The organism is Zwartia lucis (genome assembly GCF_965234455.1).
GTDB classification, from domain to species: Bacteria; Pseudomonadota; Gammaproteobacteria; order Burkholderiales; family Burkholderiaceae_B; genus Zwartia; species Zwartia lucis.
On the sequence record NZ_OZ248476.1, the window covers coordinates 41869 to 68688 of the forward strand.

Consider the following 26820-nt stretch of genomic DNA (forward strand, 5'->3'; position numbering starts at 1 on the left):
GAGTGGCCTGCTTGAAGGAGCCATCAGTATGGGTAAAACACTTGAGCCAAAACTGCGGCAGCTCATGAAGCGCGGCGGAGACTTTGACCCTCAGAGTGGACAGGATGTGGTCGCTGCCGCAGCCAAAGAGGCAGGGCTTGCATGGTTCGCGGCTGATTGCGATAAAGCGCGCAGCCGTTCGGCTGTATTTCGCGCCATCGTCAAGGCCGTTGATTATCCGCAATTTTTTGGTGCTAATTTTGATGGGTTGTATGACTGTCTGTGCGACACGCTGCTTGATCAAAAAGAAGGCGGTTTCGTTCTGGTTTTGAATAATCTGCACTCCGCTGATCCGGCGATTGTCTCGGATGGAGAGCAGTTTTTGCAGATTTTGAATGATTCTGTAGAGTTCGCGCGTGAGAATGGCCGAGTTTTTATATTTGGCATTCATCATGCGGGCAAGCATCCCGATGCGATGCCCGGCGTTGTGAACGCCTGGAGTGATGCGCCGGCCTGAGTAGATGGCCTAGCCATTGCCCATACGTTACCAGCGTAACAAGGCAGTCGCTGCGGCGACCAAGGCAAGGCCTGCGGTTTCTGTGCGCAGTACGCGTGCGCCAAAGCGAATCGACAGAGTCTGGTTGCGCTCGCAGCTTTGAACTTCTTCGGGACTCCAGCCTCCTTCAGGGCCCACCAGAAAGGTGAGCGCACGTTCAGTTTTGGCCTGACATAGAGGATTTAAAAGTCTTGTTTCTAGGTCTTCGCGGCTGTTGGGGTCGCACAACAGACGCTCTCCGATTGCACGAGCGCCTAAGGCTTCTTCGAGCGTTTGCGGGGGTGAAATTTGCATCAGCCGATTGCGGCCACACTGCTCAGAGGCTGACTCGATAATCCCTAACCAGTGTGCCAAGCGCTTCTCAAGTCTGGGACCCGAGAGCTTAAGGATGCTCCGATGTGCGCTGATAGGAACGATACGACTCACGCCGAGCTCAACCGCTTTTTCGATCACCCAATCCATCTTGTCACCGGACGGCAGCCCCTGGAACAGGCAGAGCTCACCCGCCAGTTCGCTCTCTTTTGGATGAAGGTCGCCCAGCGTCACAGAGGCGATTTTCCCTTGAAAATCAAGTGTTCCTGGGAGTTCGCCGCCGCGGCCATCAAACAAAATGAGGGTGCTGCCCGCCTCGAGCCTTCGCACTTTGATGTGGTGGGCCACCGACGCAGGGAGGGCCAAGGTTTGTCTGGGCGAAAGGGGTTCTGGACAATAAAAGCGGGGGTCAGCCATGCAGGGTGCTCGGTTGTGTCTTGGTGGATGTACGGGTGCTAAACTCCTACGTTTTGTAACCCATTTTTCTGATCCCGTGAGCACCCGGCCGGGACCCATCGCATGAGCCCAACTATCGCCGCCCCCGTCAAACTTGCCGACGCCATCCGTGCACTTGCCATGGATGCAGTCCAACAAGCCAATTCCGGCCACCCCGGAGCCCCTATGGGGATGGCCGAGATGGCCGAAGCACTTTTTACCCGACACCTGCGCCACAACCCCGCTGATCCTGCCTGGCCAAACCGCGATCGCTTTGTGTTGTCCAACGGTCATGGTTCGATGCTGATTTATGCGTTGCTGCACCTGACGGGCTATGACCTCCCGATGGAGGAGCTGCGTAAATTCCGTCAATTGCACTCTAAAACGCCTGGCCACCCAGAGGTGGGTATGACTTCTGGCGTGGAAACCACCACAGGACCCTTGGGTCAAGGCTTGGCCAATGCGGTCGGGATGGCGCTCTCTGAGTCTTTGTTGGCCGCTGAGTTCAATCGCCCAGAGCACAAAATTGTCGATCACCATACCTATGCTTTCGTGGGTGATGGTTGTCTGATGGAAGGTATTTCTCACGAGGTCTGTTCACTGGCGGGTACGTTACGCCTCTCCAAGTTGGTCGTGCTGTACGACGATAACGGTATCTCGATTGATGGCAAGGTCGAACATTGGTTTGCCGACGATACCGCTAAGCGTTTTGAAGCCTATGGCTGGAACGTCTTGCGTGTGGCCAATGGTCATGATGTCGAGGCGGTGCATGCTGCGATAGGTCAGGCGCACAAGCTGGGCGCACAACACGGTCGTCCAACGCTGGTCATTTGCCGAACCGTGATTGGTCAGGGTGCCCCGACGGTCGCGGGTACCGACAAGGTTCACGGCGCGCCGCTTGGCGCAGAAGAAATTGCTGCCACGCGTGCTGCGATTGGTTGGCCCCATGCGCCTTTTGAGATTCCAGAGGCGGTCTACGCCGGTTGGGACCAACGCAGCGCGGGCGCTCAGGTGCAATCGGGCTGGCAGAAAACGTTTGACGCCTATACAGCGCAATTCCCTGCTGAAGCCATCGAATTTATGCGCCGCATGAAAGGTAGCTTGCCCGCCAATTTTGCGGCAGTTGCTGAAAAACTATTGTCTGCGACAAATGAAAAAGCAGAGACCGTTGCCTCGCGCAAGGCTTCTCAGCAAGCCATTACCGCCTTGGTCGAAGTATTGCCCGAAATGCTGGGTGGATCTGCTGATTTGACGGGTTCGAACTTTACTGATTGGAAGGGCGTCGCGGCTGTGCGTTCTGGCGCGGATGGCATTCAGTTTGGTCGTCATATTAATTATGGCGTGCGTGAGTTCGGGATGTCAGCGATGATGAACGGCATTGCGCTGCATGGCGGCTACTTGCCGTTTGGTGGCACCTTCCTGACGTTTTCCGACTATTCACGCAACGCGCTGCGCATGGCCGCGATGATGAAACAGCGTGTGGTGTATGTCTTTACCCACGACTCCATTGGTTTGGGCGAGGATGGACCGACCCACCAGTCGGTCGAGCATGCGAGCAGTTTACGTTTGATCCCCAATTTATCCGTTTGGCGGCCCTGCGACACGGTCGAGACCATGGCTGCTTGGTTGGCCGCGGTCGAGCGTCCCAGCAGCATCGGGATGGATGTGCATGCAGGCGGCCCAACCGCACTGTTGCTGTCCAGGCAAAATCTGCCCTTCATGGCGCGCAGTGCCGAAACGCTCAAGCAGGTCGTGCGCGGCGGCTATGTGTTGCAAGACGCTCAGGGCGCCAAGGCTGCGATTATCGCGACCGGTTCCGAGGTGGCACTCGCCATCGAGGCACAAAAATTGTTGGCGGCCGAAGGCTTCCCCGTGCGCGTGGTTTCCATGCCCAGCACCGATGTGTTTGATAAACAAGATGCCGCTTGGCGCGCCTCGGTCTTGCCTAAGGGCATGCCCCGCGTCGCGGTTGAGGCAGGTGTCACCGCCTTTTGGCACAAATATGTTGGACTTGAAGGTGCCGTGGTGGGGATTGATACATACGGCGAGTCGGCACCTGCTGGCGCGTTGTTTAAACACTTTGGACTGACTGCTGAAAAAGTCGCTCAGGCCGTTAAAAATATCTTATAAATTTTCCAAACTTAGGAGCTTGGTCTCATGACAATTCGCGTTGCTATTAACGGTTATGGTCGTATTGGTCGCAATATTTTGCGTGCACATTACGAAGGTGGCAAAAAGCACGATATAGAAATCGTGGCCATCAATGACTTGGGTGATCCCAAGACAAACGCCCACCTGACGCAATATGACACCGCACACGGCCGCTTTCCTGGCACCGTCGGCGTTGAGGGCGACTACATGGTGGTCAATGGCGACAAGATCCGCGTGCTGGCCAATCGTAACCCTGCCGAGTTGCCCTGGGGCGATTTGAACGTCGACGTGGTGCTCGAGTGCACAGGTTTTTTCACCAGCAAAGAAAAAGCCTCAGCCCACCTCAAAGGTGGCGCTAAAAAAGTCATCATCTCCGCACCTGGCGGCAAAGATGTGGATGCCACAATCGTGTTTGGCGTCAATCAGGACGTGCTCAAGAAAGAGCACACTGTGATCTCAAATGCTTCGTGCACAACAAACTGTTTGGCACCTTTGGTCAAGCCTTTGCATGAAAAACTGGGTGTTGTGACCGGTCTGATGACGACGATCCATGCCTACACCAATGATCAAGTGTTGACCGACGTATATCACGAAGATCTGCGTCGTGCCCGTTCTGCCACTATGAGCATGATCCCCACCAAGACAGGTGCTGCAGTGGCTGTTGGGCTGGTCTTGCCCGAGCTTAATGGCAAGCTGGATGGCTTTGCGATGCGCGTGCCGACCATCAACGTTTCGATCGTGGATCTGACCTTTACGGCCAAGCGTGATACCACTGTGGAAGAAGTCAACGCCATCCTCAAAGATGCCGCCGCGGCTGGTCCACTCAAGGGTATTTTGACTTACAACACCGAGCAGTTGGTATCGGTCGACTTTAACCATAATCCTGCTTCGAGCAACTTCGATGCAACCTTGACCAAGGTCTCGGGCAATCTGGTCAAGGTCAACTCTTGGTACGACAACGAGTGGGGTTTCAGCAACCGTATGCTTGATACGACGATTGCCTTGATGTCTGCTAAATAATTTTTTGTAAATAATTATCTGTAAAAAATAAGCTGCTCATGACTACCGTTCTAACCCTTTCTGCACTCGCACAGGCCGGCAAACTAAAAGGTCAGCGCGTCTTTATTCGCGCTGATCTGAACGTTCCTTTTGATGACGCAGGTCACATCACCGAAGACACGCGTATCAGTGCCTCGGTTCCAGGTATTCGCCTGGCACTGGGCGCGGGCGCTGCAGTGATGGTGACTTCGCATTTGGGGCGTCCGACTGAAGGCACTTTGACGCAAGAAGACTCGCTGGCGCCGATTGCCAAACGACTCTCCGAGCTGTTGGGGATGCCTGTGCCGCTTATACAAAACTGGGTGGACGGTGTCTCAGTCGCGCCTGGACACGTGGTCTTGCTCGAAAATTGCCGCGTGAACAAAGGCGAAAAGAAAAACGATCCAGAGCTATCCAAAAAAATGGCGGCGCTGTGTGATGTGTATGTCAATGATGCGTTTGGCACTGCGCATCGCGCCGAAGCCACCACCCACGGCATCGCGCAGTTTGCCCCGATCGCCTGTGCAGGGCCTTTGTTGCAAGCTGAGCTCGAGGCCCTTGGTCGCGCTTTGCTGGCGCCCAAGCGCCCTCTGGTCGCGATTGTTGGCGGTTCAAAAGTATCCACCAAGCTTTCCATTCTCCAGTCGTTAGCCGACAAGGTTGACCAACTGATTGTGGGCGGCGGGATTGCCAATACCTTTATGCTTGCGGCGGGTTTGCCGATTGGTAAATCTCTCGCCGAGCCTGATCAGCTCGATCAAGCTCGTGCGGTCATTGCAAAAATGCAGGACCGTGGTGCGGCTGTACCGATCCCTACCGACGTGGTCTGCGCCAAAGAATTTTCTGCGCAAGCCAAGGCCACCACCAAAGCTGCAAAAGATGTTGAGGCGAATGATTTGATCTTGGATATCGGTCCGCAAACCTCAGTTCAGTTGGCTGAGATTTTGAAAAATGCTGGGACGATTGTTTGGAACGGTCCGGTCGGTGTGTTTGAAATTGAGACCTTTGCACAAGGAACCGCTTCTGTTTCTCACGCAATTGCTGAGTCGGCGGGCTTTTCAATTGCGGGTGGCGGTGACACGCTTGCTGCGATTGCTAAGTTTGGGATTACTGACAAGGTCGGCTACATCTCCACAGGTGGGGGTGCGTTCTTGGAGTTCCTCGAGGGGAAAACGCTGCCTGCCGTCGATATTTTGCAAAAGCGCGCAGTAGGCTAAATCAATCCACGATAAACAGAGTTGCACCCGTCTCTGTCGAGGACCGGTGTGGCTCTGCGTGATCCGCGACCTGATAGCTCATACCCGGCTGCAGGTCAAAGACACGGCCGTCCTTGAGCGCGGTCCTTAAAGAGCCGCTCAGGCACAACAAAATGTGCCCTTTTTCACACCAGTGATCCGCAAGATAGCCGGGTGTGTATTCGACCATTCTGACCCGGATGGTGCCAAATTGCTGTGTTCGCCAAAACGCTTTGCCTGTTGTGCCGGGGTGTTCAGTGGCAGGGATTGTTGACCAGTCGGTGGTGCCAAAAGGAATTTGATTGATTTGCATAAGGGTTCGTATTTTGAAAGGGCTTGTATTTTTGTGAATTAGCCCCCATTGTGAAGGTATGTCCACCTTTTGGCGCATTTTTTGCGGCCGCACACATGGAATTTAAAGACTACTACAAAACGCTTGAGCTCACGCCAGAGGCTTCGCAGGATGATATCCGCAAAGCTTATCGCAAACTCGCGCGTAAATACCATCCAGACGTCAGCAAGGAAAAGGACGCGGAGACTCGCATGCGCGAGGTCAATGAGGCCAACGACGTGCTGCGTGACGAAGAAAAACGTGCGGCTTACGATCAGCTCAGAACAAATGTTTCCTCTGGGGGCGCTGCGCCCGAACCAGGTTGGGATCGCGGCTTTGAGTTCGCGGGTGGTGATGGCCATGCGCCGAATGATGCGCAGTTCCATGACTTTTTATCCAGCTTGTTTAAGCAAGCCGAGCGGCAGCGGCGTGGCCCAAGCGCAGATTCGCGCCAAGCGGGAGCGCAACAATCCTTCAAGGGCGAAGATCATCACGCCGATATCGAAATTTCGCTCGAAGACAGCCTCAATGGCGTGACGCGCGAGCTTGGTTTGCGTTCAGTGCAGCTCGATGAGCAAGGCCGCCCTCAGCTCGTCAATCGCACTTTAAGTGTCAAGATTCCCGTGGGTGTGCGGGCAGGCCAGATGATTCGACTGTCCGGTCAGGGCATGCCTGGCGAGGCTGGTGGTCCGGCAGGCGATTTGTTTTTGACTGTGCACTTTGCTGCGCATCCTATTTATCAAGTGCAAGGACGAGACTTAAGCATGAAGCTGCCTGTCACGCCGTGGGAGGCCGCTTGCGGCGGCCAGGTTCATGTGCCGACCTTGCAGGGTGAGGTCGAGGTCAGTATCAGTGCGGGGAGTCAGCCGGGTAGCAAGCTCAGATTACGTGGCAAAGGCTTGCCTGGTGATCCAGCGGGTGATCTTTATCTCATATTGGATGTGGTGTGGCCACCTGCAACCACAGATGCCGCCAAGGCCGCTTATCAGGCGCTCGCGCAGGCCGCACCTTTTAATCCGCGCCGTCATTTGGGAGTACAAGGATGAAATCGGTCACGATTTATTCAGCTGTGATGGTGGATGGCACTGCGCCATTGTCCTTGCCTGAGATGGCGTATTTATGTGAACAACACGTTGATTGGGTGGTGAGCCTCGTGCATGAAGGCCTCGTAGCGATTGAATGCGATGCCCCCCCGGCAGAAACACCATCCGATCTTTGGGTGTTCGCCAGTGCCGCGGCGGCACGCGCGCGTCAGATTGCCCGCACGCAGAGAGACTTCGATGTCAATCTGGACGCTGCAGCGCTGATGGTGGATTTGGTGGAAGAAGTCAGACAGTTAAGAGCGCAGCTCGAGGTGTATCAAAGATGAACGCGAGTCGCCACCCCGATACGATTCGTATCGGTCTTGTTTCAGTTTCAGATCGTGCTTCAAAAGGTATCTACGAGGATCAGGGTATCCCTGCCTTGCAGGCATGGTTGGAAAAGGCCGTCACAACCCCGATCGAATTCGTTACTCGCTTGATTCAGGACGATGCGCCTACAATTTCGGCCGCGCTGGTTGAGTTGGTGGATGTCGAACGCTGCGATCTGGTGCTGACGACCGGTGGGACGGGCCCTGCGCGTCGCGATGTGACGCCAGAAGCGACTGTGGCAGTGGCGACCCGTGAGATGCCAGGCTTTGGCGAACAAATGCGCCAGATCAGTTTGCAGTTTGTCCCGACCGCGATTTTGTCGCGACAGGTGGCCGTCCTCAGAGAGACTGACGATCACGCAGCGCTGATCATCAATTTACCCGGACAACCCAAGGCGATCAGCGAAACGCTCGAGGGGCTCAAGCGCGAGGACGGCACGGTTGTTGCCTCCGGCATTTTTGCGGCCGTCCCATACTGCATTGATCTGATTGGCGGACCTTACATCGAGACCGACGATGCTGTCGTCAAGGCGTTTAGACCCAAGTCCGCGCGCCGACCGCCAGCAGCTTAAGCGGGCAAGATTTAGGCACGTAGACGCCACAGCGAGGTCACCTCCGCGCGGCGCGCGTCGGCGAGAGGATCCTCCTCGTCTTTGGTCTTGGTATGCATGGGACGAATGTCCAGTCGTTCCATGATGCGAAGTCCTGCGGTTTCAATCTTATCTAGCAAGTCTTCACGCGTGCGCAGCCCTAAGTGCTCCGCAAGGTCAGACAAAATCAGCCAGCCTTCGCCTTGAGGGGTGAGGTGCGCGCGCAGACCCTCTAAAAAACCATTGAGCATATGCTGATCCTGATCGTAGATCGCATGCTCTAGACCCGAGGCAGGACGGCCTGGCAGCCAAGGTGGGTTACAGACGATGAGGTCTGCTTGTCCGTCGGGAAATAAATCCGCTTGCACAAACTTTACGCCTGAAGATAAGCCAAAGCGTTCGATGTTTTCTTGGGCGCAGTCCAGGGCACGCGACTGTGTGTCTGTCGCGGTGACATGCGTCAGTCCTCGTTTGAGTAGGAGCGCGGCGATGACGCCCGTACCTGTGCCGATATCAAAAGCATGACCCAACATGCCCGGTCCTTGCGGGAGCGGTGCCTGTGCAATCAGCTCCAAATACTCGGAGCGGGTGGGGGCAAACACTCCGTAATGAGGATGGATACGGGCACCTAGCGCCGGGATGTCAATGCCATTTTTGCGCCATTCAAAGGCGCTGATGAGACCCAGCAGCTCGGTCAAAGGCATGATGTAGCTGGTTTTGCTGTCACCGTGCGCGGCCAGGCATGCCCCTTTGACGTCAGGCGCGCGGCGGTGTTTGAGCAGGTGATGGGGCTCAAAAGGCAAGCACAGCATGCCCAAGGTACGGGCACGTTGCGCGCGCGCCAGTCTGACTTGGTGAAAGCGCTCGGGGTAGGGGAGTTCTAGGTATTTTGGACGACGCTTAGCTGTACGTCGCGCCAACGCGTGCAAGAGTTGGCGGGCATTTTGAAAGTCACCGGTCCAAATCAGCGCGACGCCTTCGCTTGCCAGCCTGTAGGCGGTATCGGCACTCATCGTGTCATCGGCGAGCATCGTGCGCTTGGGAGGCGCCCAGCCGTTTTCAGAGCGCCAGGCTGAGGTGAGTGTTTGCTCGCCTACAAGCCAAGAAATTGTGGGGATTGTGCTGTTTAAATCTGGATTGCCGTGCGGCATGGAGGTTTCTCATTAGAGGATCAAAACTGCTTGGAAATGAGTTTTTTGGGAGCAGAGGGCAAATACGTCCATGCTGCCGTAAAATACTCGGTAAATTCCCTACAACCCTGACATTTTGCTCTAAAAAGGATCTCTCATGGCTTTAGTTTCCATGCGCCAGCTTCTGGACCACGCCGCCGAGCATGGTTATGGCATTCCCGCGTTTAACGTGAATAACCTCGAACAGGTCCAGGCCATCATGGAAGCGGCGGCTCAGACCGATAGCCCCGTCATCATGCAAGCCTCTGCAGGTGCACGCAAATATGCAGGAGAGGGATTCCTGAAATACTTGATTCAAGCAGCAGTCGAGTCCTACCCCCATATTCCTGTTGTGATGCACCAGGATCATGGCCAGTCACCCAAGATTTGCCAAGGCGCGATTGACCTCGGATTCTCTAGCGTGATGATGGACGGTTCGCTTAAAGAAGACGGCAAGTCGATCGCCGACTATGACTACAACGTTGCCGTGACCAAGCAGGTCGTGGAGATGGCCCACAAGCTGGGTGTCACGGTCGAGGGTGAGTTGGGCTGCCTAGGCTCGCTCGAAACGATGGAAGGCGAAAAAGAAGATGGTCATGGCGCCGACGGCAAACTGACGATGGAGCAGTTGTTGACCGACCCTGAACAAGCAGCAGATTTCGTGCGCCGTACGCAGCTCGATGCACTCGCCATCGCGATCGGCACTAGTCATGGTGCTTATAAATTTACGCGCAAGCCCACAGGAGATATTTTGTCGATCTCCCGCATCAAGGAAATCAACAAGCGCTTGCCCAACACCCACCTGGTCATGCATGGCAGCTCAAGCGTGCCACAGGATTTGTTGGCTGAGATCCGTCAGTTTGGCGGTGACATGAAAGAAACCTACGGTGTGCCGGTCGAAGAAATCCAAGAGGCCATCAAGTTTGGCGTGCGCAAAATCAATATCGACACCGACATTCGTTTGGCGATGACCGGTGCGATCCGCCGTTTCTTTGCTGAAAATCCAGGCAAGTTTGATCCGCGTGAATACCTCAAGCCAGCACGTGAGGCGGCCAAGGCAATCTGTATCGCGCGTTACCAGCAATTCGGTACGGCCGGCAACGCCAGTAAAATCAAGGTTGTGCCTCTTAATGAGGTCGCAGCCCAGTACTCGGCTGGTAAATTGTCTCAGGTCGTGCAATAAACGACATGACCCAAGCACTGTATCAATCCAGCATTCAATCTCTTCCGCTACTTGCGCGCGGCAAAGTGCGCGACATGTATGCGGTGGGCGAAGACAAGCTTTTGATCATCGCGAGCGATCGTATCTCCGCCTTTGATGTGATTCTTGATGATCCGATCCCCGGTAAGGGTCAGGTCCTCAAGGAGCTCACAGACTTTTGGTTGGAAAAGCTCGCACATGTGTTGCCGAATCACTCAACAGGGATCAACCCTGAGGATGTGGTCGCACCGAATGAGCGCGATCAGGTTGTTGGACGCGCTGTCGTGGTCAAACGTCTCAAGCCCATCATGGTCGAGGCGGTTGCACGTGGTTATCTGATTGGCTCAGGCTGGAAAGATTATCAAGCCAAAGGCTCGGTCTGCGGGATTCAATTGCCTGCGGGTCTCAAACAAGCTGGCCAATTACCTGAGCCGCTTTTTACGCCTGCCGCCAAAGCCGAAATGGGCTTGCATGATGAAAACGTCGACTTTGCACATGTGATCAAAGAAGTCGGTCAGGAGATGGCTGAGCGCATTCGTGCGGTGACTTTGCGTCTGTACTCCGAGGCTGCGAGCTTTGCCGCAACCAAGGGCATCATGATCGCGGATACCAAGTTTGAATTTGGTCTCGATGCGCACGGTACGTTGCATTTGATGGACGAGGTGTTGACACCCGATTCCTCACGTTTCTGGCCTGCGGATGGTTACAGCGAGGGCATCAGTCCTCCCTCGTTTGATAAGCAGTTCGTCCGTGATTGGCTCGAGACGCAAGACTGGGGTAAAACGCCTCCCGCACCGCGACTACCCGCTGACGTGATTGCTAAAACTGCGGCTAAATACCGCGAAGCTCTTGATCGTTTGACCGCTTAATCGACTCACTGTCCTATTTTTATTCGCAAGGCTTTGATATGACTTCTTTATCTTCTGCTGGTACACCGCTTGTGGGTGTGATTATGGGATCATCCAGCGATTGGGAAGTCATGCAACACGCGGTCAATATGCTGGGTGATTTTGGTGTGCCCTGCGAGGCTCGGGTGATTTCCGCGCATCGTATGCCGCTCGATATGGCGGAGTATGGCGCGCAGGCAGCCGCTCGAGGTTTGCGCGGCATTATTGCCGGTGCGGGTGGCGCAGCCCATCTGCCAGGCATGATGGCCGCACTGACCGAAGTCCCCGTGTTTGGTGTGCCTGTGCCCTCCAAGTATTTGCGTGGCGAGGACTCTCTGTTGTCCATCGTGCAAATGCCCAAGGGTGTTCCGGTGGCGACCTTTGCCATCGGCGAAGCGGGCGCTGCGAATGCCGCCTTGCACGTGATTGCAACACTCGCGACGACCGATGCCGTCTTGCGTGAAAAGCTCATCGCATTTCGTGCGCGCCAGACTGAGGCGGCACGTGCCATGCGGGTGCCTCTGTGATTGCACCGGGTGAGTGGTTGGGTCTGATGGGGGGCGGTCAGTTAGGCCGCATGTTCTGTCATGCCGCACAGTCTTTAGGCTATCGCGTGGCCGTCCTAGATCCCGCGTCAGAGGGCCCGGCGGCCTCTGTGGCCGATATGCATATCCTAGCGGACTACGACGATGAAACGGCGCTGATCAAATTGGCGCAACGCTGCCGGGCCGTGACCACCGAGTTTGAAAACGTTCCCGCTCAAAGTCTCTTGACCTTGGCAGCGCATTGCCGCGTGACACCGGGGGCGCATGCGGTCGAGATTGTTCAGGATCGCATTGCAGAAAAAGCGTTTATCGTTAGTCAGGGCGTCGCAGTCGCACCGTATGCCGCGATCCGGGCGGAGTCAGACTTGCGCGCAGCAGGTGCGCATTTATTCCCCGGTATTTTAAAAGTCGCACGCCTCGGTTATGACGGCAAAGGCCAGGCGCGCGTGCGCTCGCTCGAGGAGGCATTGAAAGCGTTCGCTGAGTGTGGTGGCGTACCTTGCGTACTTGAAGCCATGCTCGATCTCAAAGAAGAGCTCTCTGTCGTGCTCGCGCGTGGCTTGGATGGTCAGTGCGCGGTCTTTCCGGTCGCGCGCAACGTCCACGAACAAGGTATCCTGGCCGTGACAACCGTTGACATGCAAGCGGTCGCGATGACGACACGTGCAACTGAAGCGGCCTTGGCCATCGCGCAAGGCCTCAAGTACGAAGGTGTGCTGTGTGTAGAATTTTTTGTGTTGGGCGACAATCAGTTGCTCGTCAATGAAATCGCACCGCGTCCTCACAACAGTGGTCATTTCAGCATGAATGCGTGCGTGACCAGTCAGTTTGAGCAACAGGCGCGTGTCATGGCGGGTTTGCCACTGGGCAGTACGCGTTTGCTCGCCCCTGCGGTGATGCTTAATCTTTTAGGTGATGTCTGGTATCCAGGCACAGATGACCGACAAGCTGAGCCTAACTGGCAGGAGGTCTTAACCGTGCCGGGTGCGTCTTTGCATCTCTATGGCAAGCGCGAGGCGCGTCGTGCGCGCAAGATGGGTCATGTCAATTGCACGGGTACGACGCTTGCTGAGGCGGTCTCACATGCCAATCAAGTGGTGCAGGTTTTGCGTTTGCCCGTTGCGGCAACGCTTTAACGCGGCGGCTCAGTGACTACTGCCTCTGATCGCGAAATCAATCACGCTGCGCAGGTGTTGCTTCAAGGCGGCTTGGTCGCCTTTCCAACCGAGACAGTGTATGGGCTCGGTGCGGATGCGGAGAGTCGCGAGGCGGTCGAGCGGATTTATCAAGCCAAGGGTCGACCCTCTAATCATCCGGTGATTGTGCATGTGGCCCCCGAGGCGGACTTGTCTTATTGGGCGGCTTCGGTGCCAGATGAAGCGCGCGTCCTGATTGATGCATTTTGGCCAGGGCCTTTGACCTTGATTCTCAAGCGTGCCGCACATATCTCTGATGTGGTGAGTGGCGGTCAGGATAGCGTGGGTCTGCGTTGCCCTTCGCATCCTGTTGCACAAAGACTGATTCGTGCGTTTGCTGCGGGTAAGCCCTCGGGTCAGGGCGGCATCGCGGGGCCTTCTGCGAATAAATTCGGTCAAGTCTCGCCTACACAAGCTTTACACGTTCGCGATGAGTTTCCCGAACTTGTCGCTGCAGGCATGCTAATCCTTGAGGGTGGCTCTAGCGAAGTTGGCATCGAGTCGACCATTATTGATCTATCGCGTCTGAATCAAGGGGTCGGTCCTGTGCTGTTGCGCCCAGGGTACGTGACGTCGAAACAAATCTCGCAGATACTGGAGATGCCTGTATCCCAACCAGATGCACAGGCGCCTCGTGTATCAGGTGCGCTCAAGTCACATTACGCGCCTCAAACCCCGATCAAACTTGTCACTCGAACAGGGATCATGTCCGCCGCGCTGCAACAGCTGTCGCACTCAACGAAAAAAATAGTGTGTGTCACACACAGCATCGATCAAGCTTTACATCCTCAGCTTGAGAACATTGAGTGGGTCTCAATGCCTACTCAGCCTGAGGCGTATGGATATGCCTTATATGCAACGCTGCGTGCGTTAGATCAGAATCATTATGCTTTTATGCTGTGGGAAGAGGTGCCGGATACTCCCGAATGGCTGGGAATCAAAGATCGTCTTGGGCGCGCAGCGGCAGCCTTTTAAGAATAATCATGGTGTACTAGCTGCATCCACTTTTGTGCTGATTGCTATCGTCAAAAAGAGACTCACGGTTGAATAGAAACAAGGAAGGAATACGTTGATGACATACGTTCATCAGGATATGCGCGACAACGACACACTAGATGGTCAGTGTGCTTGGGTACTAGGTGCCTCGGGTGCGATAGGCTCTGCAGTGGCTGAGTTGCTCGCACTGCAAGGTGTCACCGTATGGCTAAGCGGTCGCGATAGAGTCAAGCTCGATGCGCTACAAGATAGAATCGCACAAGCAGGTGGCCAAGCGAGAGTACGTATGCTGGACGCTACTAGTGCGGATGAGGTGACACATGCTGCACGAGAGATTGTTCGGCAGTCAGGAAAAATAAACATTTTGATCAATTCAACCGCTTCATCGACTTTTGGTGAGTTTCTTGATTTGATGGACGATGATTGGGAACGAACATTTCAAAATAAGTTGATGGTGTATGTGCGCTCGATGCGTGCTGTTTTACCAACAATGCTCAAAGCGGGTGGGGGCGTGATCATCAATATTTCTGGTAAGGCAGGAAAACTACCTTCGCCTGCACACTTACCTGGCGGGTGCATGAATGCCTCCGTAAACTTGTTAACAAAAGGTATTTCTGACCGATACAAGGATCAGGGCATACGGGCAAACACGATCGCGCCGGGCCCTATTGCTTCAGCCCGTTTCGATGCCTTGGCTGCGAAATTGGTCTCGAGTCCTTCGGCAAATCCAGTATATATGTCTAGACAAGGCACACCTGAAGATGTCGCTCAGGCTGTCGTGTGGTTGGCGGGCCCGCATTCCAGACATCTGAATGGTATTGTTTTACCTTTAGATGGTGGGGCGACCCCAACAATCTGATCTATTCGGTACAAAGATAAGAGAACTCAAAAGAGTCCATATCCAACCTGGAGACAATGATGAAAAGTATTTTAAGAACACTCTGTGCAGTTGCTTTAATAACGTCTGCTTTCGCAAGTGCTGCACTCGCTCAGGATGCTTATCCCTCCAAGGCGATCAAGCTCATCGTACCCTTGGGGGCAGGTGGTGCGACCGATGTGGTGGCGCGCGTTGTCGCAGCTAAGTTATCGCAGCGACTGGGGCAGCAAGTCATTGTGGAAAATCGCCCGGGTGCTGAAGGCGTGATTGGTGTGAACGCGGGTGCCAAGGCGGATCCCGATGGCTATACGCTTGTGCTCGGCTCAAGTACGACCTTAGCGGCTAACTACCAATTGCGTAAGAGCCTTCCCTTCCATCCTATCAATGATCTCGCACCGGTATCCATGGCGCTGAAAGATTTTTATAACGTGCTGGTGATTAATCCGAATGTTCCTGCAAAAAATTTAAAAGAATTTATTGCCTATGCCAAAGAAAATCCTGGCAAGCTGAACTACGGGACCGCGACAGTGGGTTCTAAAATTTGTATGGAAATGTTCCGTACGATGGCGGGCATTGATCTGAAAATGATTAACTATAAAAGTTCGCCACAAGCACTCAATGACCTGATGGGTGGGCAGCTTCAGATCGTGTGCGAACCCGTTGCAACCTCTGTACCCAATATTAAAGCCGATAAGATTCGCTCGATTGGCGTGACGAGTTTGACGCGGGTAGAGCAAGCTCCTGATCTGCCTACTGTTGCGGAGCTTGGCTTACCAGGCTTTGAGTACAGCGCCTGGGTGGGCGTCTTTGCTCCCGCAAAAACGCCTCAGGCCATTATTGATCGTCTTTCCAAGGAGATTGAGATTGTGCTGAAAGACCCAGAAACAGATGCAAAAATTCGTTCCATTGGCGCTGCTCCCATGATTGGTGGATCCAAGCAGCTTGCTGAGCTGCTCAATCAAGAGATCGCACGAGCCGGAAAAGTTGTCAAAGATGCTGGGATCCAGCCGGAATAATGATGATGCGTTCACCCCGTATTTTTCTTGTGCATGCCGTTGACGTTTCGATGGCACCGGCCTCCACAAGTTTCAAACAGCAATGGCCAGAGGCGAACATTATCAATGTGCTCGAGGAGTCATTGGCCGTCGATATGTTGGCCGACGGGAAAATGACCCCTCGAATGATTGAGCGGTTTTCACGACTGGGTCAGTACTGCGTAGACGCGGGCGCCGATGGCATTTTGTTTACATGCTCGGCATTTGGCGAAGCCATCAATTATCTCAAAACTCAGCAATCGATTCCAATACTGACCTCCAACCAAGCGATGTTTGAAGAGTTGCTCGAACGGGGTGGCACGATCGCGATGTTAACGACCTTTGGCCCTTCTTTGCAGACGCTGCGCGATGAGCTATCTCAGATGATGCAAGAAAAGGGTGTTGAGGTACAGGTGGATTCTTTCATGGTGGATGGTGCGCTGGATGCCTTGTTAGCCCGTGATCAAGCGCAGCACGATTTTTTGATTGCAGAGCAGATTAATCGACTTAGTCAGTATTCAACTATCGTACTGGGTCAATTTTCGATGGCGGCTGCGGCAAATCATCCTGCGATTCGCACGCAGGCGCGGGTGATGACCACACCTGATAGTGCTGTTAGAAAGCTTAAGCAGTCCTTGAATTAATTTTTAATCTTTTTGTTCAAAGGGTTTTGCCATGCAAAGTTGCTATGATCGTTATACACGCTTGAAGTTTGATCGACCCCATCCCCGTGTCCTGCGTATCACGCTCGCCTCTCCACTGAAGATGGGTGCGATGGATGCGACGATGCACAGAGAGGTCTCAGAGATCTGGAAAGATGTGGATGCCGATCCTTCGGTGTCAGCGATTATCATGACAGGCGAGGGCAGAAACTTCTCGGCGGGCGGTGACTTGAATCACGAGCGCAAAGTGTGTGATGACTACGCGCAGCGTATGGAAGCCATGCGCGAAGCGCGTAACCTCGTCAACGGGATGATCAATTGCAGCAAGCCGATCGTGACAGCCGCGCGTGGCTGGGCGGTGGGTGCTGGCCTTGCTCTGTTGATTTTGGCAGATGTGTCGATTGCATCAAAAGATGCAAAATTTTCAGATGGACATTTGAAAATTGGTATCGCTTCGGGCGATCATGCCACGATTATTTGGCCACTATTATGTGGCATGGCCAAAGCCAAGTATTACCTGATGACTGCTGATACCTTTACCGGTGAAGAGGCAGACCGCATGAATCTGATTTCGATGGCATTGGATGATGCGGAAGTCGAACAAAAAGCAATCGATATCGCCAGCAAGTTCGCCGACGGTCCTCCAGGTGCCTTGCGTTGGACCAAGCACGCTCTTAATAGCTGGTTGCGTCAAGCCGGTCCGATTTTCGATGCCTCACTCGCGCTCGAATTTATCGGCATGGCAGGTCCTGAGGGCAAAGAAGGGATGGATGCCTTCTTGCAAAAACGCCCACCTAATTTTGATCAAGACTTTTCGATTTAGTCACAAAACCAAGGGGAGCCTTCGTGCATGTTCCCCCTGAACGCTCAAGTTCTTGATGCCCTTGTTCTAGACAATCTCTCAATCCCTGCGCGTCACAATTTGAACATTTAGTTCGAATTGAGCTTGATCTTTAATGATAATGAGCTATTATTATCATTAATACAGAAGCCAAATTTTCAATATTGGTGTTCTCAATCATCGAGTGTTGTTGAGAGAAAAGAGGAGCTTGTCATGCTTTTAGTCAGACGTTTAGCCCAACGTTTTGTCATGTTGGCAGCAATTTCTGTGCCGCTGGTGGCTCCTGTCACTGCGCAGTCGGTTTCTGCGGCGGATATTGAGAAACTTCAGGAAAGTGTCCGCGCGATGCGTGAGCAATATGAGCAAAGGATTAATTCGCTTGAGCGCAAAATTGAGACGTTGCAAAAAGTACAGGCCGTACGCCCTCAGCCCGCCACAATAGCGGGCCCAACAACCCCGGCAAACAAAGGTGGGACAGCACAGGCGGTGCCAACGAGCACAGCCGTGATGACCAGTGCAAGCTCCCCTGCGCAGCCAGTCAATGGTCAAGCAGGTGACTTGACTCCCATCCCGCAGCAAGCACGTGTCGTGACACGCAACCCTCCCTCATCGTTGGGTTCCGGTATCACTCTACCGAAAATAGGTGCGGTGACACCTGAAATTTCATTGATTTTGGACGGCAAATATTCGTCACAGAGTCAAAATCCAGAATCGTTTAGACGAGGATTTATACCGTCTGGTGGGGAGAGTGTCCCGCGCGGCTTCAGTCTTGGAGAGTCTGAATTTGCAATCGCAGGTACGGTTGATAATTTGTTTCGAGCAGAGGCTCGCCTAGTGTTGGGACAAGAGGGTTCTGAGTTTCATGTTGCACTTGAGGAGGCCTTTTTTGAGACAATCAATTTACCTGTTGGCTTAAAAGTCAAAGGCGGTAAGTTCTTTTCAAATGTCGGCTACCTCAACAACAATCATCCTCATGCGTGGGATTTTGTGGATCTCCCCCTGGTCTACAAGGCCTTCTTTGGTGGGCAGCTGAACAATACGGGCGCACAGCTTTCATGGGTAGCCCCGACAGACAAGATTTATATCAGACTAGGCGCGGAACTCGGGCAGGGTATGCATTATCCGAATAGCGATAATTTCAATCAAAATAAACCAAGACTAAGTACGTTTTATGCCAAAGCAGGTGGTGACTTTAATGAGTCTTCATCTTGGCTCGGTGGATTGTCATTTGTATCTGCTTCCACAGGCGATAGACCGAATATCTCCGTTTTTAATGACAATGCAGACTCCTTCGATTTCACGGGAAATACAAATATCGTGATTGCAGATTTTGTTTATAAATGGGCGCCAAATGGAAACCCAAGTAGACAAAATTTCAAATTACAAGGAGAAGCTTTTTGGAATACACAAAAGGGATCAGCAGCCCTTTCAGGACAGGGACCCTTTGGAAATTGTGAGGCACCCTGTCTAGGTCAATCATACACAAACACACAGAGTGGCTTTTATGTCCAGGCGATTTACCAGTTCATGCCAAGGTGGCGTGTAGGTTATCGCTTTGATCAATTATTCGCAGGCAATTCCAACTATGGATTCAGTCCAGGCACATTGGACGGCACGCCAATTGAGCCGTGGAATCCAACACGGAATACGCTGATGTTGGATTGGGCAAATTCAGAAAATTCGATGCTTCGATTGCAGCTTGCGAGAGACACGGTGTATGGACCCAATATGCCGAATAATCAAATCTATCTTCAGTACATCATGAGCCTCGGAGCCCATGGTGCGCATCGTTTTTAAGCGAATCTCCAATGAAACTAAATCGAATGTCGCTTAAATGGCTCGTGACTTTTACAGTCATTCTTTGCTGTTTTTTTCCTCAGGCAAGCCGCGCTACGCTCAATGTTTTTGCCACGGTACCAGAGTGGGGTGCACTTGCTCAAATGCTAGGTAAGGATAAAGTAAAGGTTTTCATTGCAACCACTGCATTGCAAGACCCTCATCAAATCCAGGCCCGTCCCTCATTGCTTGCAAGAGCAAGAACCACAGATTTGTTGATTGCGACAGGAGCAGACCTTGAGGCAGGCTGGCTTCCTGTTCTGCAGCGCGACGCGGGAAACCCTAAAATTCTTCCTGGCCAGCTCGGTATGTTGGAGGCAGCAAGCTATGTGCAAGTGCTCGATATCAATAGTGCGCCAGATCGAAGTATGGGACACGTTCATGCCTCAGGGAATCCACATATCCAGACCGATGCGCGAAACTTCATGCCGATCGCTCGTGCCATGACGGAACGGTTGATAATTTTAGATCCTCAAAATACGACTCACTATCAAGAGCAATTACAGATATTTTTGACGACTTGGTCAAAAAATCTTGAACGTTGGCAAAGCCAAGCTAGACCCTTGATCGGCGCAAAAGTATGGGTTCAACATGATGCGTTCAGATACATGAATGAATGGCTTGGTTTGGATCAGGTCGGCGTGCTTGAGATCGTACCGGGCGTAGATCCATCTGTCACACAACTGAGTACGATTCTAAAAAAGCAGTCTGAAATCAACGCCAAAATGGTGTTGTCACCCGTGTATCTCAATCAGAACGCATCGAAATGGCTCAGCGAAAAAGCAAATATCCCTTCAGTTATTTTGCCATTCACAGTCGGCGGAAATAATGAGTCGAGAACCTTGGAGACACTGTTTGATGACACGATCCGGCGGTTATTGCAGGCTTGGAATCGTGGATAGTTCAAGGGCATGAATATTGATTTTATTTTGCCTGGTGGTGTGCCTGTCGATCTATTGATCTTCGCCGTGTGTGCAAGTTTGTTGGTGATCGCGACACATGTGCCGTTAGGCATGCAGGTATTGAACAGAGGTATTATTTTTATTGACTTGGCGATCGCGCAGGTTGCGGGGCTTGGCGCTTATCTTGCTATCGCTGTGCTTGGGGAGCAAATTGATCCTGTTTGGACCCAGGCGTGTGCAATGGGGCTTGCTTTATTAGCTGCGTGGTTGTTTAGCATGACAGAAAAGTTATGGCCTCGTTATCAAGAGGCACTCATCGGTGTGGTGTTCGTGTTGTCTGCGACGGCTGTTTTGATTCTTTTAAGTAGTCATCCCCATGGTGGTAATCAACTCAATGAGTTGTTATCCGGGCAATTGTTGTGGGTGGGGCAAGAAAAGTTGATGTATTCAACGCTAGCCACCTTGATACTGTTGTTATTGATGTATCTCTTACGACATCAACAGAAAGCATTTTATGCGCTCTTTGCCATAGCAATTACTATTTCGGTCCAGCTCGTGGGTGTTTACTTAGTGTTTGCGACCTTGATCGTTCCGAGTTTGGGTGCTGCGGCTTGTCAGGATAATCGATACAAGAAATGGTTGGCCTTCACTATTGCGCTCACAGGCTATTTAACAGGTTTGGTGCTTTCTGCATGGCTGGATTTGCCGAGCGGACCGTTAATCGTCTGGACACTAGTGATGTCCGCACTCACCCTTGGCGTGATTGGACGACGATGTATAAAAAAACGTGCTCAACAGAGCACGCTTGATCACTGAATTAAGCAGACCTTTTAGGAAAAAATTAGAAAAAAGCCTGGATGCCTGTCTGCGCACGACCCAAGATGAGCGCGTGCACATCATGCGTACCTTCGTAGGTGTTGACCACTTCGAGGTTGACCAAGTGACGCGCCACGCCATACTCGTCAGAGATTCCGTTACCACCTAGCATGTCGCGCGCCATGCGTGCGATGTCGAGCGATTTGCCGCAGGAGTTACGCTTCATGATCGACGTGATTTCAACCGCTGCAGTACCTTCATCTTTCATACGACCCAGACGCAAGCATCCTTGTAGGCCTAATGTGATTTCTGTTTGCATATCGGCCAGTTTTTTCTGGATCAACTGATTCGCGGCAAGTGGGCGACCGAATTGTTTGCGGTCCATGGTGTATTGACGCGCCATGTGCCAGCAGAACTCGGCAGCACCGAGTGCACCCCAAGCAATACCAAAGCGTGCGGAATTGAGGCAGGTAAAGGGGCCTTTGAGGCCGGACACACCAGGCAACATTTGTTCGTCGCTGATTTCAACGTTGTCCATCACGATTTCACCCGTGATGGAGGCACGCAAACCGACTTTGCCATGAATAGCCGGTGCTGACAGTCCCTTCATGTTTTTTTCAAGGATAAAACCGCGGATACGGCCATCGTAATCGCCGCCCACGCACTTGCCCCAGACCACAAACACATCCGCGATGGGGGAGTTGGAGATCCACATCTTGCTGCCGGTCAAGGAGTAGCCATTGGCCGTTTTAACGGCGCGTGTTTCCATTCCGGCTGGATCAGAACCATGATTGGGTTCAGTCAGACCGAAACAGCCAATCCATTCGCCGCGGGCGAGTTTGGGCAGATATTTTTGCTTTTGCGCTTCGCTGCCGAATTCGTTGATCGGTAACATGACAAGTGACGACTGCACGCTCATCATCGAACGGTAACCGGAGTCTACGCGCTCAACTTCGCGGGCGATCAAACCGTAGCTGACGTAGTTCAAGCCAGAGCCGCCGTACTCAACAGGGATCGTGGCGCCAAGCAGTCCAAGTTCACCCATTTCAGGAAAAATCTTGACGTCTGTTTTCTCGTGACGAAAACCCTCGAGGACGCGTGGGGCCAGCTTGTCCTGACAGTAGGAGCGTGCAGCATCGCGCACCATGCGTTCCTCGTCGGTCAGCTGGCTATCCAGCAAGAGTGGGTCTTCCCAGTTAAAAGAGGCTTCAGCCATTGTCATGCTCCAAATTAAAAACTATCCAAAATTTTACAAAATGCCGACTCAGGTACATCCGAAAACCTTAGGCTTTCTGGGCAGCGGCTCTGAGCTTGGCAATGGTTGTCGTTGGGGTGATGGCCTCGGGATCAATCAACAAATGCAAAATCGCGGGCTGGCCGCTCGCGACCGCGCGCTCATAGGCGGGGCCGAACTCTTCGGTTTTCTCGATCCGCTCGCCGTGACCGCCAAAGGCGCGCGCATAAGCAGCAAAGTCTGGATTTTTCAGGTGCGTCGCGGAAATGCGGCCGGGGTAATGTTTTTCCTGGTGCATTCGGATTGTGCCGAACATGCCGTTATCGATAATCACCACGATGATAGGCAAGTTGTACTGAACAGCCGTCGCGAACTCTTGACCGTGCATCATGAAACAACCATCACCAGCAAAGCACACGACCAGTTTTTCAGGTGAGAAGCGCTTGGCACCAACCGCAGCAGGCAGTCCGTACCCCATCGAGCCTGAAGTCGGGGCGAGTTGGGTACCGAATTGCGTAAAGCGGTGGAAACGGTGCAGCCAAGTCGCGAAGTTACCGGCACCGTTGGTCATGATGGCATCAGCGGGTAAATGCGCCTCGAGATATTCCATCACACCGCCCATTTGCACGGCACCGGGCGTTTTGATGGGGGCTGGATCGCTCCAGGCGAGGTAGCTTTTGTGCATAGCCTCGGTACTCGCTGCCCAGGGTGTTGCCGTAGGCGTTGGGAGCGCGGCCAATTCGGCGGCAAAGGCAATCGGTGAAGCATTGATCGCGATCGAAGCGCGGTAGACCCGACCGAGTTCGCCACTGTCAGGGTGCACATGTACAAGCGCTTGCTTGGGCACGGGAATATCGAAAAGCGTATAGGCCTGGCTTGGCATTTCAGACATGCGACCACCGACAAGCAGCACCAGATCAGCGTCTTGTACGCGCTTGAGCAAGTCGGGATTCAGACCGATGCCGACATCACCGATGAAACAGGGATGGTTCGCAGGGAAAAGCATTTGGCGACGAAACGACACCGCCACCGGCAGCTTAAAGCGCTCGGCGAACTCAGCGAACTGTGCGACGGCCTGTGCGCTCCAGCGTGCGCCACCCAAAATCGCGACGGGTGCTTTCGCTTTAGACAGGCGTTCTGCCAAGGCAGCCATTTGACCGGCAGCAGGTGCGGAGTCGATGGCTTCGTAGTGTGGTGCATCGGCGACCGTGGCCATTTCAACCAACATGTCCTCGGGCAAGGCAATGACCACGGGACCAGGGCGTCCTGAGGTCGCAACATGGAAGGCACGCGACAAGATCTCGGGGATTCGCGTCGCATCGTCAATCTCGGTGGCCCATTTGGCGGCCTGTCCAAAGACCGCGCGATAGTCCATTTCCTGAAACGCTTCGCGCTCGCGCATGCCGCGTTCGATCTGTCCAACAAAGACAATCACCGGGGTGGAGTCTTGCTTGGCGATGTGGATACCGGCCAAGGCATTAGAAGCACCGGGCCCGCGCGTGACCATGCAAATGCCAGGGGTGCCCGTGAGTTTGCCATAGGCGTCAGCCATCATGGCGGCCCCGCCTTCCTGTCGACAAACCGTGACCTCGATGCTGACATCCACCAAGGCGTCGAGTACGGCAAGAAAGCTTTCGCCAGGCACGCAAAATACGTGCTTGACGCCATGGCTGACGAGTTGACCGACGAGAATCTGACCGCCGGTGCGAGGCTTGCTGGGGGAGGGTGCTTGGCTCATTTTTCTTGTCTTCTTTTTAGAGAAAAGGGATAAGTGTAATCATAGGGTTAAATCGAGGCGGATAACCAGTCGACCAGACGTGCGTCCGCTAAAAGTGGATCGGCGATCGGGTCACGTGCAGCGAGACGATGCTGCAAGACAAGGTCGGCAAGAAGGCTGCGGATGGGCATCTTGGCCTGTTTGGCCTCCCAGCGCATACCCGCCATGGTGACGACGTTGTAGAGGGAGGTGGCGACTTGTCTTGCTTGTTCGGAGTTGTTTGAGTCGCTGGCTGTCGCGGCGAAGGCAAAGGCACGCTCGATGCGTTCGGCTTGCAGAGCGGCCAAGGAATTGCTGACGGATGCGCCTTCGGCAAGTAATGTCTCTACATGCAAGCGTAAGGCTGGGAGTGAATCCTCGCGCTGAATGGCTCTAAGTACGTCGAGTGCGACGATATTGCTCGTCCCTTCCCAGATAGACCCAAGATGTGCATCGCGCAAGATCCGTGGATCACTCCATTCCTCGATATAGCCGCAACCACCTCTGACTTCCATGGCATCGCCCGCGACTTTACGGGCATCGCGACAGGCGCGAAACTTGATCAGTGGCGTCATGATGCGCATGAGTGGACGCTTTGAGGCGTCCTCGTCCGCCGCCGCCAGCGCTCGCGCAGTTTGGTAAACCATGGTGCGGGCTTGCTCGGTCAGCATGGCCATTTTGCTCAGTTGGCGTTGCATCAAGGGCATCTGGTCGAGTCGCTTGCCAAACGCCTGGCGATGCTTGGCGACGTAGAGGGCCTCAGTCAAGGCGCGTCTCATGAGTCCCGCGGCGCGCACACCATTGGAGAGCCGCGAGTTGTTGATCATGTCCGACATCTGCTTGAAACCCTGGCCGCGTTCACCCACGAGCCAGGCAAAGGCCCCTTCGAGACGAATTTCACCGCTCGCCATTGAGCGCGTACCGAGTTTGTTTTTCAAACGCAAAATGCGATAGCTGTTCCGCGAGCCATCAGGCTTCGTGCGCGGCAACAGAAACAAGGACACGCCTTTGAGTCCGTCAACGGCCTCGGAGCGTGCTAACACCATGGCGAAACCCGCATCGGGATTTGAACAAAACCATTTGTCACCAGAGAGCTGCCACTGACCATCCGAGCCCAAGGCGGCCTCGGTCGCTGTCGCGCTCACATCCGAGCCCGCACCTTGTTCGGTCATGAACATGGCGCCTTGATGAAGGGCGTCAAAATCTTGCGTCGTGACCATGGGGAGCACTCGCTCGACCAGCGCGGGATCACCAAACTTGCGCAAGGTCCGGGCCAGCGAATCGGTCATACTTACAGGGCAACACAAGCCAAACTCAGCCTGCACAAATAAATAGGTCAATGCATATTTAGCCGCGGGCGGCATGGGCGTGGGCCAACCAAGCACGCCACTCCGGTGCGACATCGCCGCGAGTCCGAATTCGCTGTAGGCAAAGCGCTCAAGCTCGACATACGCGGGATGCTTGTCGACTTGATTGGTATCGACCCCTGCGCGCGTACGCACGGAGAGCGTGGGGGGGTGTTTATCAGCGACGCCGGCGAGATCGTCGAGCAAGGCGCCTGCCAAGCCTCCAAGTCGCTCTAGATGCGGCAACAAATGCGCATGTAAATCATTAGGTAGGTAGCAGGCCAGGAGGTCACGTCCCGCGTCCGCTGCAAAAAGATTCAGTCCGTGAGCGTCTGGAACGGGGTGTGACATGTTGAGTGTCTCTCTGGCTTAGGGATGGAGGCGGACGAGGGTTTCCTCTGCGATCGCGAGGCTAGAGGTGAGTCCTGGCGATTCGATACCAAAGAGGTTAACCAGGCCAGGGATACCATGGGTGGCTTGACCCACAATCATAAAGTCGGCGGCAGGCTCGTGTGGTCCGGAGACTTTAGGTCGAATACCGGTGTAACCGGGCGACAACGAGCCATCTTTCATGCCTGGCCAGTAACTCCGAACCGCTTCATAAAAACCATCGCAGCGGCTAGGGTCGATGTCGTAATCCACGCGGTCAATCCACTCCGTGTCAGGGCCGAATTTGGCCTGACCTCCGAGATCGAGTGTGAGATGAACCCCAAGACCCGCATGGTGCGGTGTAGGATAAATCAGGCGCGTAAAGGGCGCGCGACTCTGCAAGGTAAAGTAACTGCCTTTGCACAAATACTCGTTAGGAATAGAGGCTGGAGGGATGCCTTCGATGCGACGCGCGAGGGTAGGCGCATGCAAGCCCGAGGCGTTAATCAGTACGTTGCAAGACAGGCTCATGGCCTCTGAGCCCCCAAACTGAAGCTCAAATCCGCCACCTTCGCGGACCCGTCCAGTCGCGAGGGGCGTATGAAAAACGCATTGCGCTCCGGCGTTTTCGGCGTCACCTTGATAGGCGAGCATCAAACCATGGCTGTCAATGATGCCCGTGGACGGCGACAGTAACGCAGCGGTACAAAAGAGCGCCGGCTCGAGTGCCATCGCTTGTTGCGCTGTCAACAACTCCATATCCTCGACCCCGTTGACACGGGCTTTCTGCAAAATGTCGGTGAGCTTAGGAATCTCTTCTTGGCTGGTTGCGACAATCAGTTTGCCAATCTTTTTATGCGCAACACCTTTTTCAGCACAATAGGCATAAAGCATGTGCCTGCCTTTTACGCAGAGCTTGGCCTTAAGGCTTCCCGCAGGATAGTAAATGCCTGCATGGATGACTTCGGAGTTGCGGGCACTGGTACCAGTGCCAATCCCTTCGGCGGCTTCGACCACCATCACTTCGCGACCTGAGAGCGCCAAGGCGCGTGCGATCGCTAACCCAACGACACCGGCTCCAACAACGATGCAATCAATATCTGTACTCATGATGT

At 53.8% G+C, this 26820-nt stretch carries 26 protein-coding genes; 19 read left to right on the top strand and 7 right to left on the bottom strand.

Translation table 11 applies throughout. The annotated features are described in order from the left end of the window. Positions 1–28: 28 nt before the first annotated feature. Positions 29–496, top strand: a complete 468-nt coding sequence (locus tag AC8GE9_RS15765; protein ID WP_506678121.1) for a barstar family protein — start codon at positions 29–31, stop codon at positions 494–496. Between the two features lie 27 nt (positions 497–523). Here AC8GE9_RS15765 and AC8GE9_RS15770 read toward each other — a convergent pair whose 3' ends face one another. Further along, positions 524–1264: a 16S rRNA (uracil(1498)-N(3))-methyltransferase gene (locus tag AC8GE9_RS15770; protein ID WP_506678122.1), complete on the bottom strand. Its 741-nt coding sequence runs from the start codon at positions 1262–1264 to the stop codon at positions 524–526. Positions 1265–1366: 102 nt separating this feature from the next. Between AC8GE9_RS15770 and tkt the strand changes: the two genes are divergently transcribed. From tkt to AC8GE9_RS15785, 3 genes are read left to right on the top strand one after another with little or no spacing between them, the layout of a single operon-like run. Then, the gene (gene tkt, locus AC8GE9_RS15775) at positions 1367–3412 is read left to right on the top strand and encodes a transketolase (protein ID WP_506678123.1); all 2046 of its coding nucleotides are present in this window, start codon (positions 1367–1369) and stop codon (positions 3410–3412) included. Between the two features lie 27 nt (positions 3413–3439). Further along, a complete protein-coding gene (gene gap, locus AC8GE9_RS15780; protein WP_506678124.1) occupies positions 3440–4453 on the top strand; it encodes a type I glyceraldehyde-3-phosphate dehydrogenase in 1014 nt (337 codons plus the stop codon). A gap of 38 nt (positions 4454–4491) precedes the next feature. Continuing rightward, the gene (locus AC8GE9_RS15785) at positions 4492–5688 is read left to right on the top strand and encodes a phosphoglycerate kinase (protein ID WP_506678125.1); all 1197 of its coding nucleotides are present in this window, start codon (positions 4492–4494) and stop codon (positions 5686–5688) included. A gap of 1 nt (position 5689) precedes the next feature. Here the strand turns inward: AC8GE9_RS15785 and AC8GE9_RS15790 are convergent, their stop codons facing one another. Beyond that, complete coding sequence (locus AC8GE9_RS15790) at positions 5690–6019, bottom strand: DHCW motif cupin fold protein (protein ID WP_506678126.1); 330 nt, start codon at positions 6017–6019, stop codon at positions 5690–5692. 95 nt (positions 6020–6114) lie between these two features. Here AC8GE9_RS15790 and AC8GE9_RS15795 point away from each other — a divergent pair, with 95 nt between their 5' ends. From AC8GE9_RS15795 to mog, 3 genes are read left to right on the top strand one after another with little or no spacing between them, the layout of a single operon-like run. Next, positions 6115–7083, top strand: coding sequence for a DnaJ C-terminal domain-containing protein (locus AC8GE9_RS15795; protein WP_506678127.1), 969 nt, complete (start codon positions 6115–6117; stop codon positions 7081–7083). Further along, positions 7080–7406, top strand: coding sequence for a chaperone modulator CbpM (locus AC8GE9_RS15800; RefSeq protein ID WP_506678128.1), 327 nt, complete (start codon positions 7080–7082; stop codon positions 7404–7406). Before AC8GE9_RS15795 ends, AC8GE9_RS15800 begins: the two co-directional genes overlap by 4 nt. Further along, positions 7403–8020 (top strand): molybdopterin adenylyltransferase, encoded by a 618-nt coding sequence (gene mog, locus AC8GE9_RS15805; protein WP_506678129.1) that lies wholly within the window; start codon positions 7403–7405, stop codon positions 8018–8020. The genes AC8GE9_RS15800 and mog overlap by 4 nt, the downstream gene beginning before the upstream one ends. Positions 8021–8031: 11 nt before the next feature. On the opposite strand, the gene AC8GE9_RS15810 is transcribed toward mog, so the two are convergent. Then, on the bottom strand, positions 8032–9189 hold the full coding sequence (locus AC8GE9_RS15810) for a methyltransferase (protein ID WP_506678130.1): 1158 nt from the start codon (positions 9187–9189) through the stop codon (positions 8032–8034). Positions 9190–9325: 136 nt separating this feature from the next. Here AC8GE9_RS15810 and fba point away from each other — a divergent pair, with 136 nt between their 5' ends. The 12 genes from fba to AC8GE9_RS15870 all read left to right on the top strand — a co-directional run bounded on the left by fba (position 9326) and on the right by AC8GE9_RS15870 (position 21000). After that, positions 9326–10390, top strand: a complete 1065-nt coding sequence (gene fba, locus AC8GE9_RS15815; protein WP_506678131.1) for a class II fructose-bisphosphate aldolase — start codon at positions 9326–9328, stop codon at positions 10388–10390. 5 nt (positions 10391–10395) lie between these two features. After that, positions 10396–11277, top strand: a complete 882-nt coding sequence (locus tag AC8GE9_RS15820) for a phosphoribosylaminoimidazolesuccinocarboxamide synthase (protein WP_506678132.1) — start codon at positions 10396–10398, stop codon at positions 11275–11277. A 38-nt stretch (positions 11278–11315) separates the two neighbouring features. Continuing rightward, a complete protein-coding gene (purE, locus tag AC8GE9_RS15825; RefSeq protein ID WP_506678133.1) occupies positions 11316–11822 on the top strand; it encodes a 5-(carboxyamino)imidazole ribonucleotide mutase in 507 nt (168 codons plus the stop codon). A gap of 26 nt (positions 11823–11848) precedes the next feature. Then, positions 11849–12976, top strand: coding sequence for a 5-(carboxyamino)imidazole ribonucleotide synthase (locus tag AC8GE9_RS15830; RefSeq protein ID WP_506678271.1), 1128 nt, complete (start codon positions 11849–11851; stop codon positions 12974–12976). Positions 12977–12988: 12 nt separating this feature from the next. Then, positions 12989–14011 (top strand): L-threonylcarbamoyladenylate synthase, encoded by a 1023-nt coding sequence (locus tag AC8GE9_RS15835; protein ID WP_506678135.1) that lies wholly within the window; start codon positions 12989–12991, stop codon positions 14009–14011. Between the two features lie 97 nt (positions 14012–14108). Beyond that, complete coding sequence (locus AC8GE9_RS15840) at positions 14109–14891, top strand: SDR family NAD(P)-dependent oxidoreductase (RefSeq protein ID WP_506678136.1); 783 nt, start codon at positions 14109–14111, stop codon at positions 14889–14891. 59 nt (positions 14892–14950) lie between these two features. Next, positions 14951–15925 (top strand): Bug family tripartite tricarboxylate transporter substrate binding protein, encoded by a 975-nt coding sequence (locus AC8GE9_RS15845; protein WP_506678137.1) that lies wholly within the window; start codon positions 14951–14953, stop codon positions 15923–15925. 2 nt (positions 15926–15927) lie between these two features. Further along, positions 15928–16587 carry an aspartate/glutamate racemase family protein gene (locus AC8GE9_RS15850; RefSeq protein ID WP_506678138.1) on the top strand — a complete coding sequence of 220 codons (660 nt, stop codon included), beginning with the start codon at positions 15928–15930 and terminating at the stop codon, positions 16585–16587. Positions 16588–16618: 31 nt separating this feature from the next. Continuing rightward, positions 16619–17428, top strand: coding sequence for an enoyl-CoA hydratase/isomerase family protein (locus AC8GE9_RS15855; RefSeq protein ID WP_506678139.1), 810 nt, complete (start codon positions 16619–16621; stop codon positions 17426–17428). A gap of 231 nt (positions 17429–17659) precedes the next feature. Continuing rightward, a complete protein-coding gene (locus AC8GE9_RS15860) occupies positions 17660–19243 on the top strand; it encodes a porin family protein (RefSeq protein ID WP_506678140.1) in 1584 nt (527 codons plus the stop codon). A gap of 11 nt (positions 19244–19254) precedes the next feature. Further along, positions 19255–20184 carry a metal ABC transporter substrate-binding protein gene (locus AC8GE9_RS15865; protein WP_506678141.1) on the top strand — a complete coding sequence of 310 codons (930 nt, stop codon included), beginning with the start codon at positions 19255–19257 and terminating at the stop codon, positions 20182–20184. Positions 20185–20193: 9 nt separating this feature from the next. Beyond that, on the top strand, positions 20194–21000 hold the full coding sequence (locus AC8GE9_RS15870; protein ID WP_506678142.1) for a metal ABC transporter permease: 807 nt from the start codon (positions 20194–20196) through the stop codon (positions 20998–21000). A 25-nt stretch (positions 21001–21025) separates the two neighbouring features. Here the strand turns inward: AC8GE9_RS15870 and AC8GE9_RS15875 are convergent, their stop codons facing one another. The 4 genes from AC8GE9_RS15875 to lhgO all read right to left on the bottom strand — a co-directional run bounded on the left by AC8GE9_RS15875 (position 21026) and on the right by lhgO (position 26815). Beyond that, positions 21026–22216 carry an acyl-CoA dehydrogenase gene (locus AC8GE9_RS15875; RefSeq protein ID WP_506678144.1) on the bottom strand — a complete coding sequence of 397 codons (1191 nt, stop codon included), beginning with the start codon at positions 22214–22216 and terminating at the stop codon, positions 21026–21028. Positions 22217–22283: 67 nt separating this feature from the next. Next, on the bottom strand, positions 22284–23972 hold the full coding sequence (locus AC8GE9_RS15880; RefSeq protein WP_506678145.1) for a thiamine pyrophosphate-binding protein: 1689 nt from the start codon (positions 23970–23972) through the stop codon (positions 22284–22286). Positions 23973–24019: 47 nt separating this feature from the next. Continuing rightward, the gene (locus AC8GE9_RS15885) at positions 24020–25687 is read right to left on the bottom strand and encodes an acyl-CoA dehydrogenase family protein (RefSeq protein WP_506678146.1); all 1668 of its coding nucleotides are present in this window, start codon (positions 25685–25687) and stop codon (positions 24020–24022) included. Positions 25688–25705: 18 nt separating this feature from the next. Beyond that, positions 25706–26815, bottom strand: coding sequence for an L-2-hydroxyglutarate dehydrogenase LghO (lhgO, locus tag AC8GE9_RS15890; protein ID WP_506678147.1), 1110 nt, complete (start codon positions 26813–26815; stop codon positions 25706–25708). Between the last annotated feature and the right edge of the window lie 5 nt (positions 26816–26820).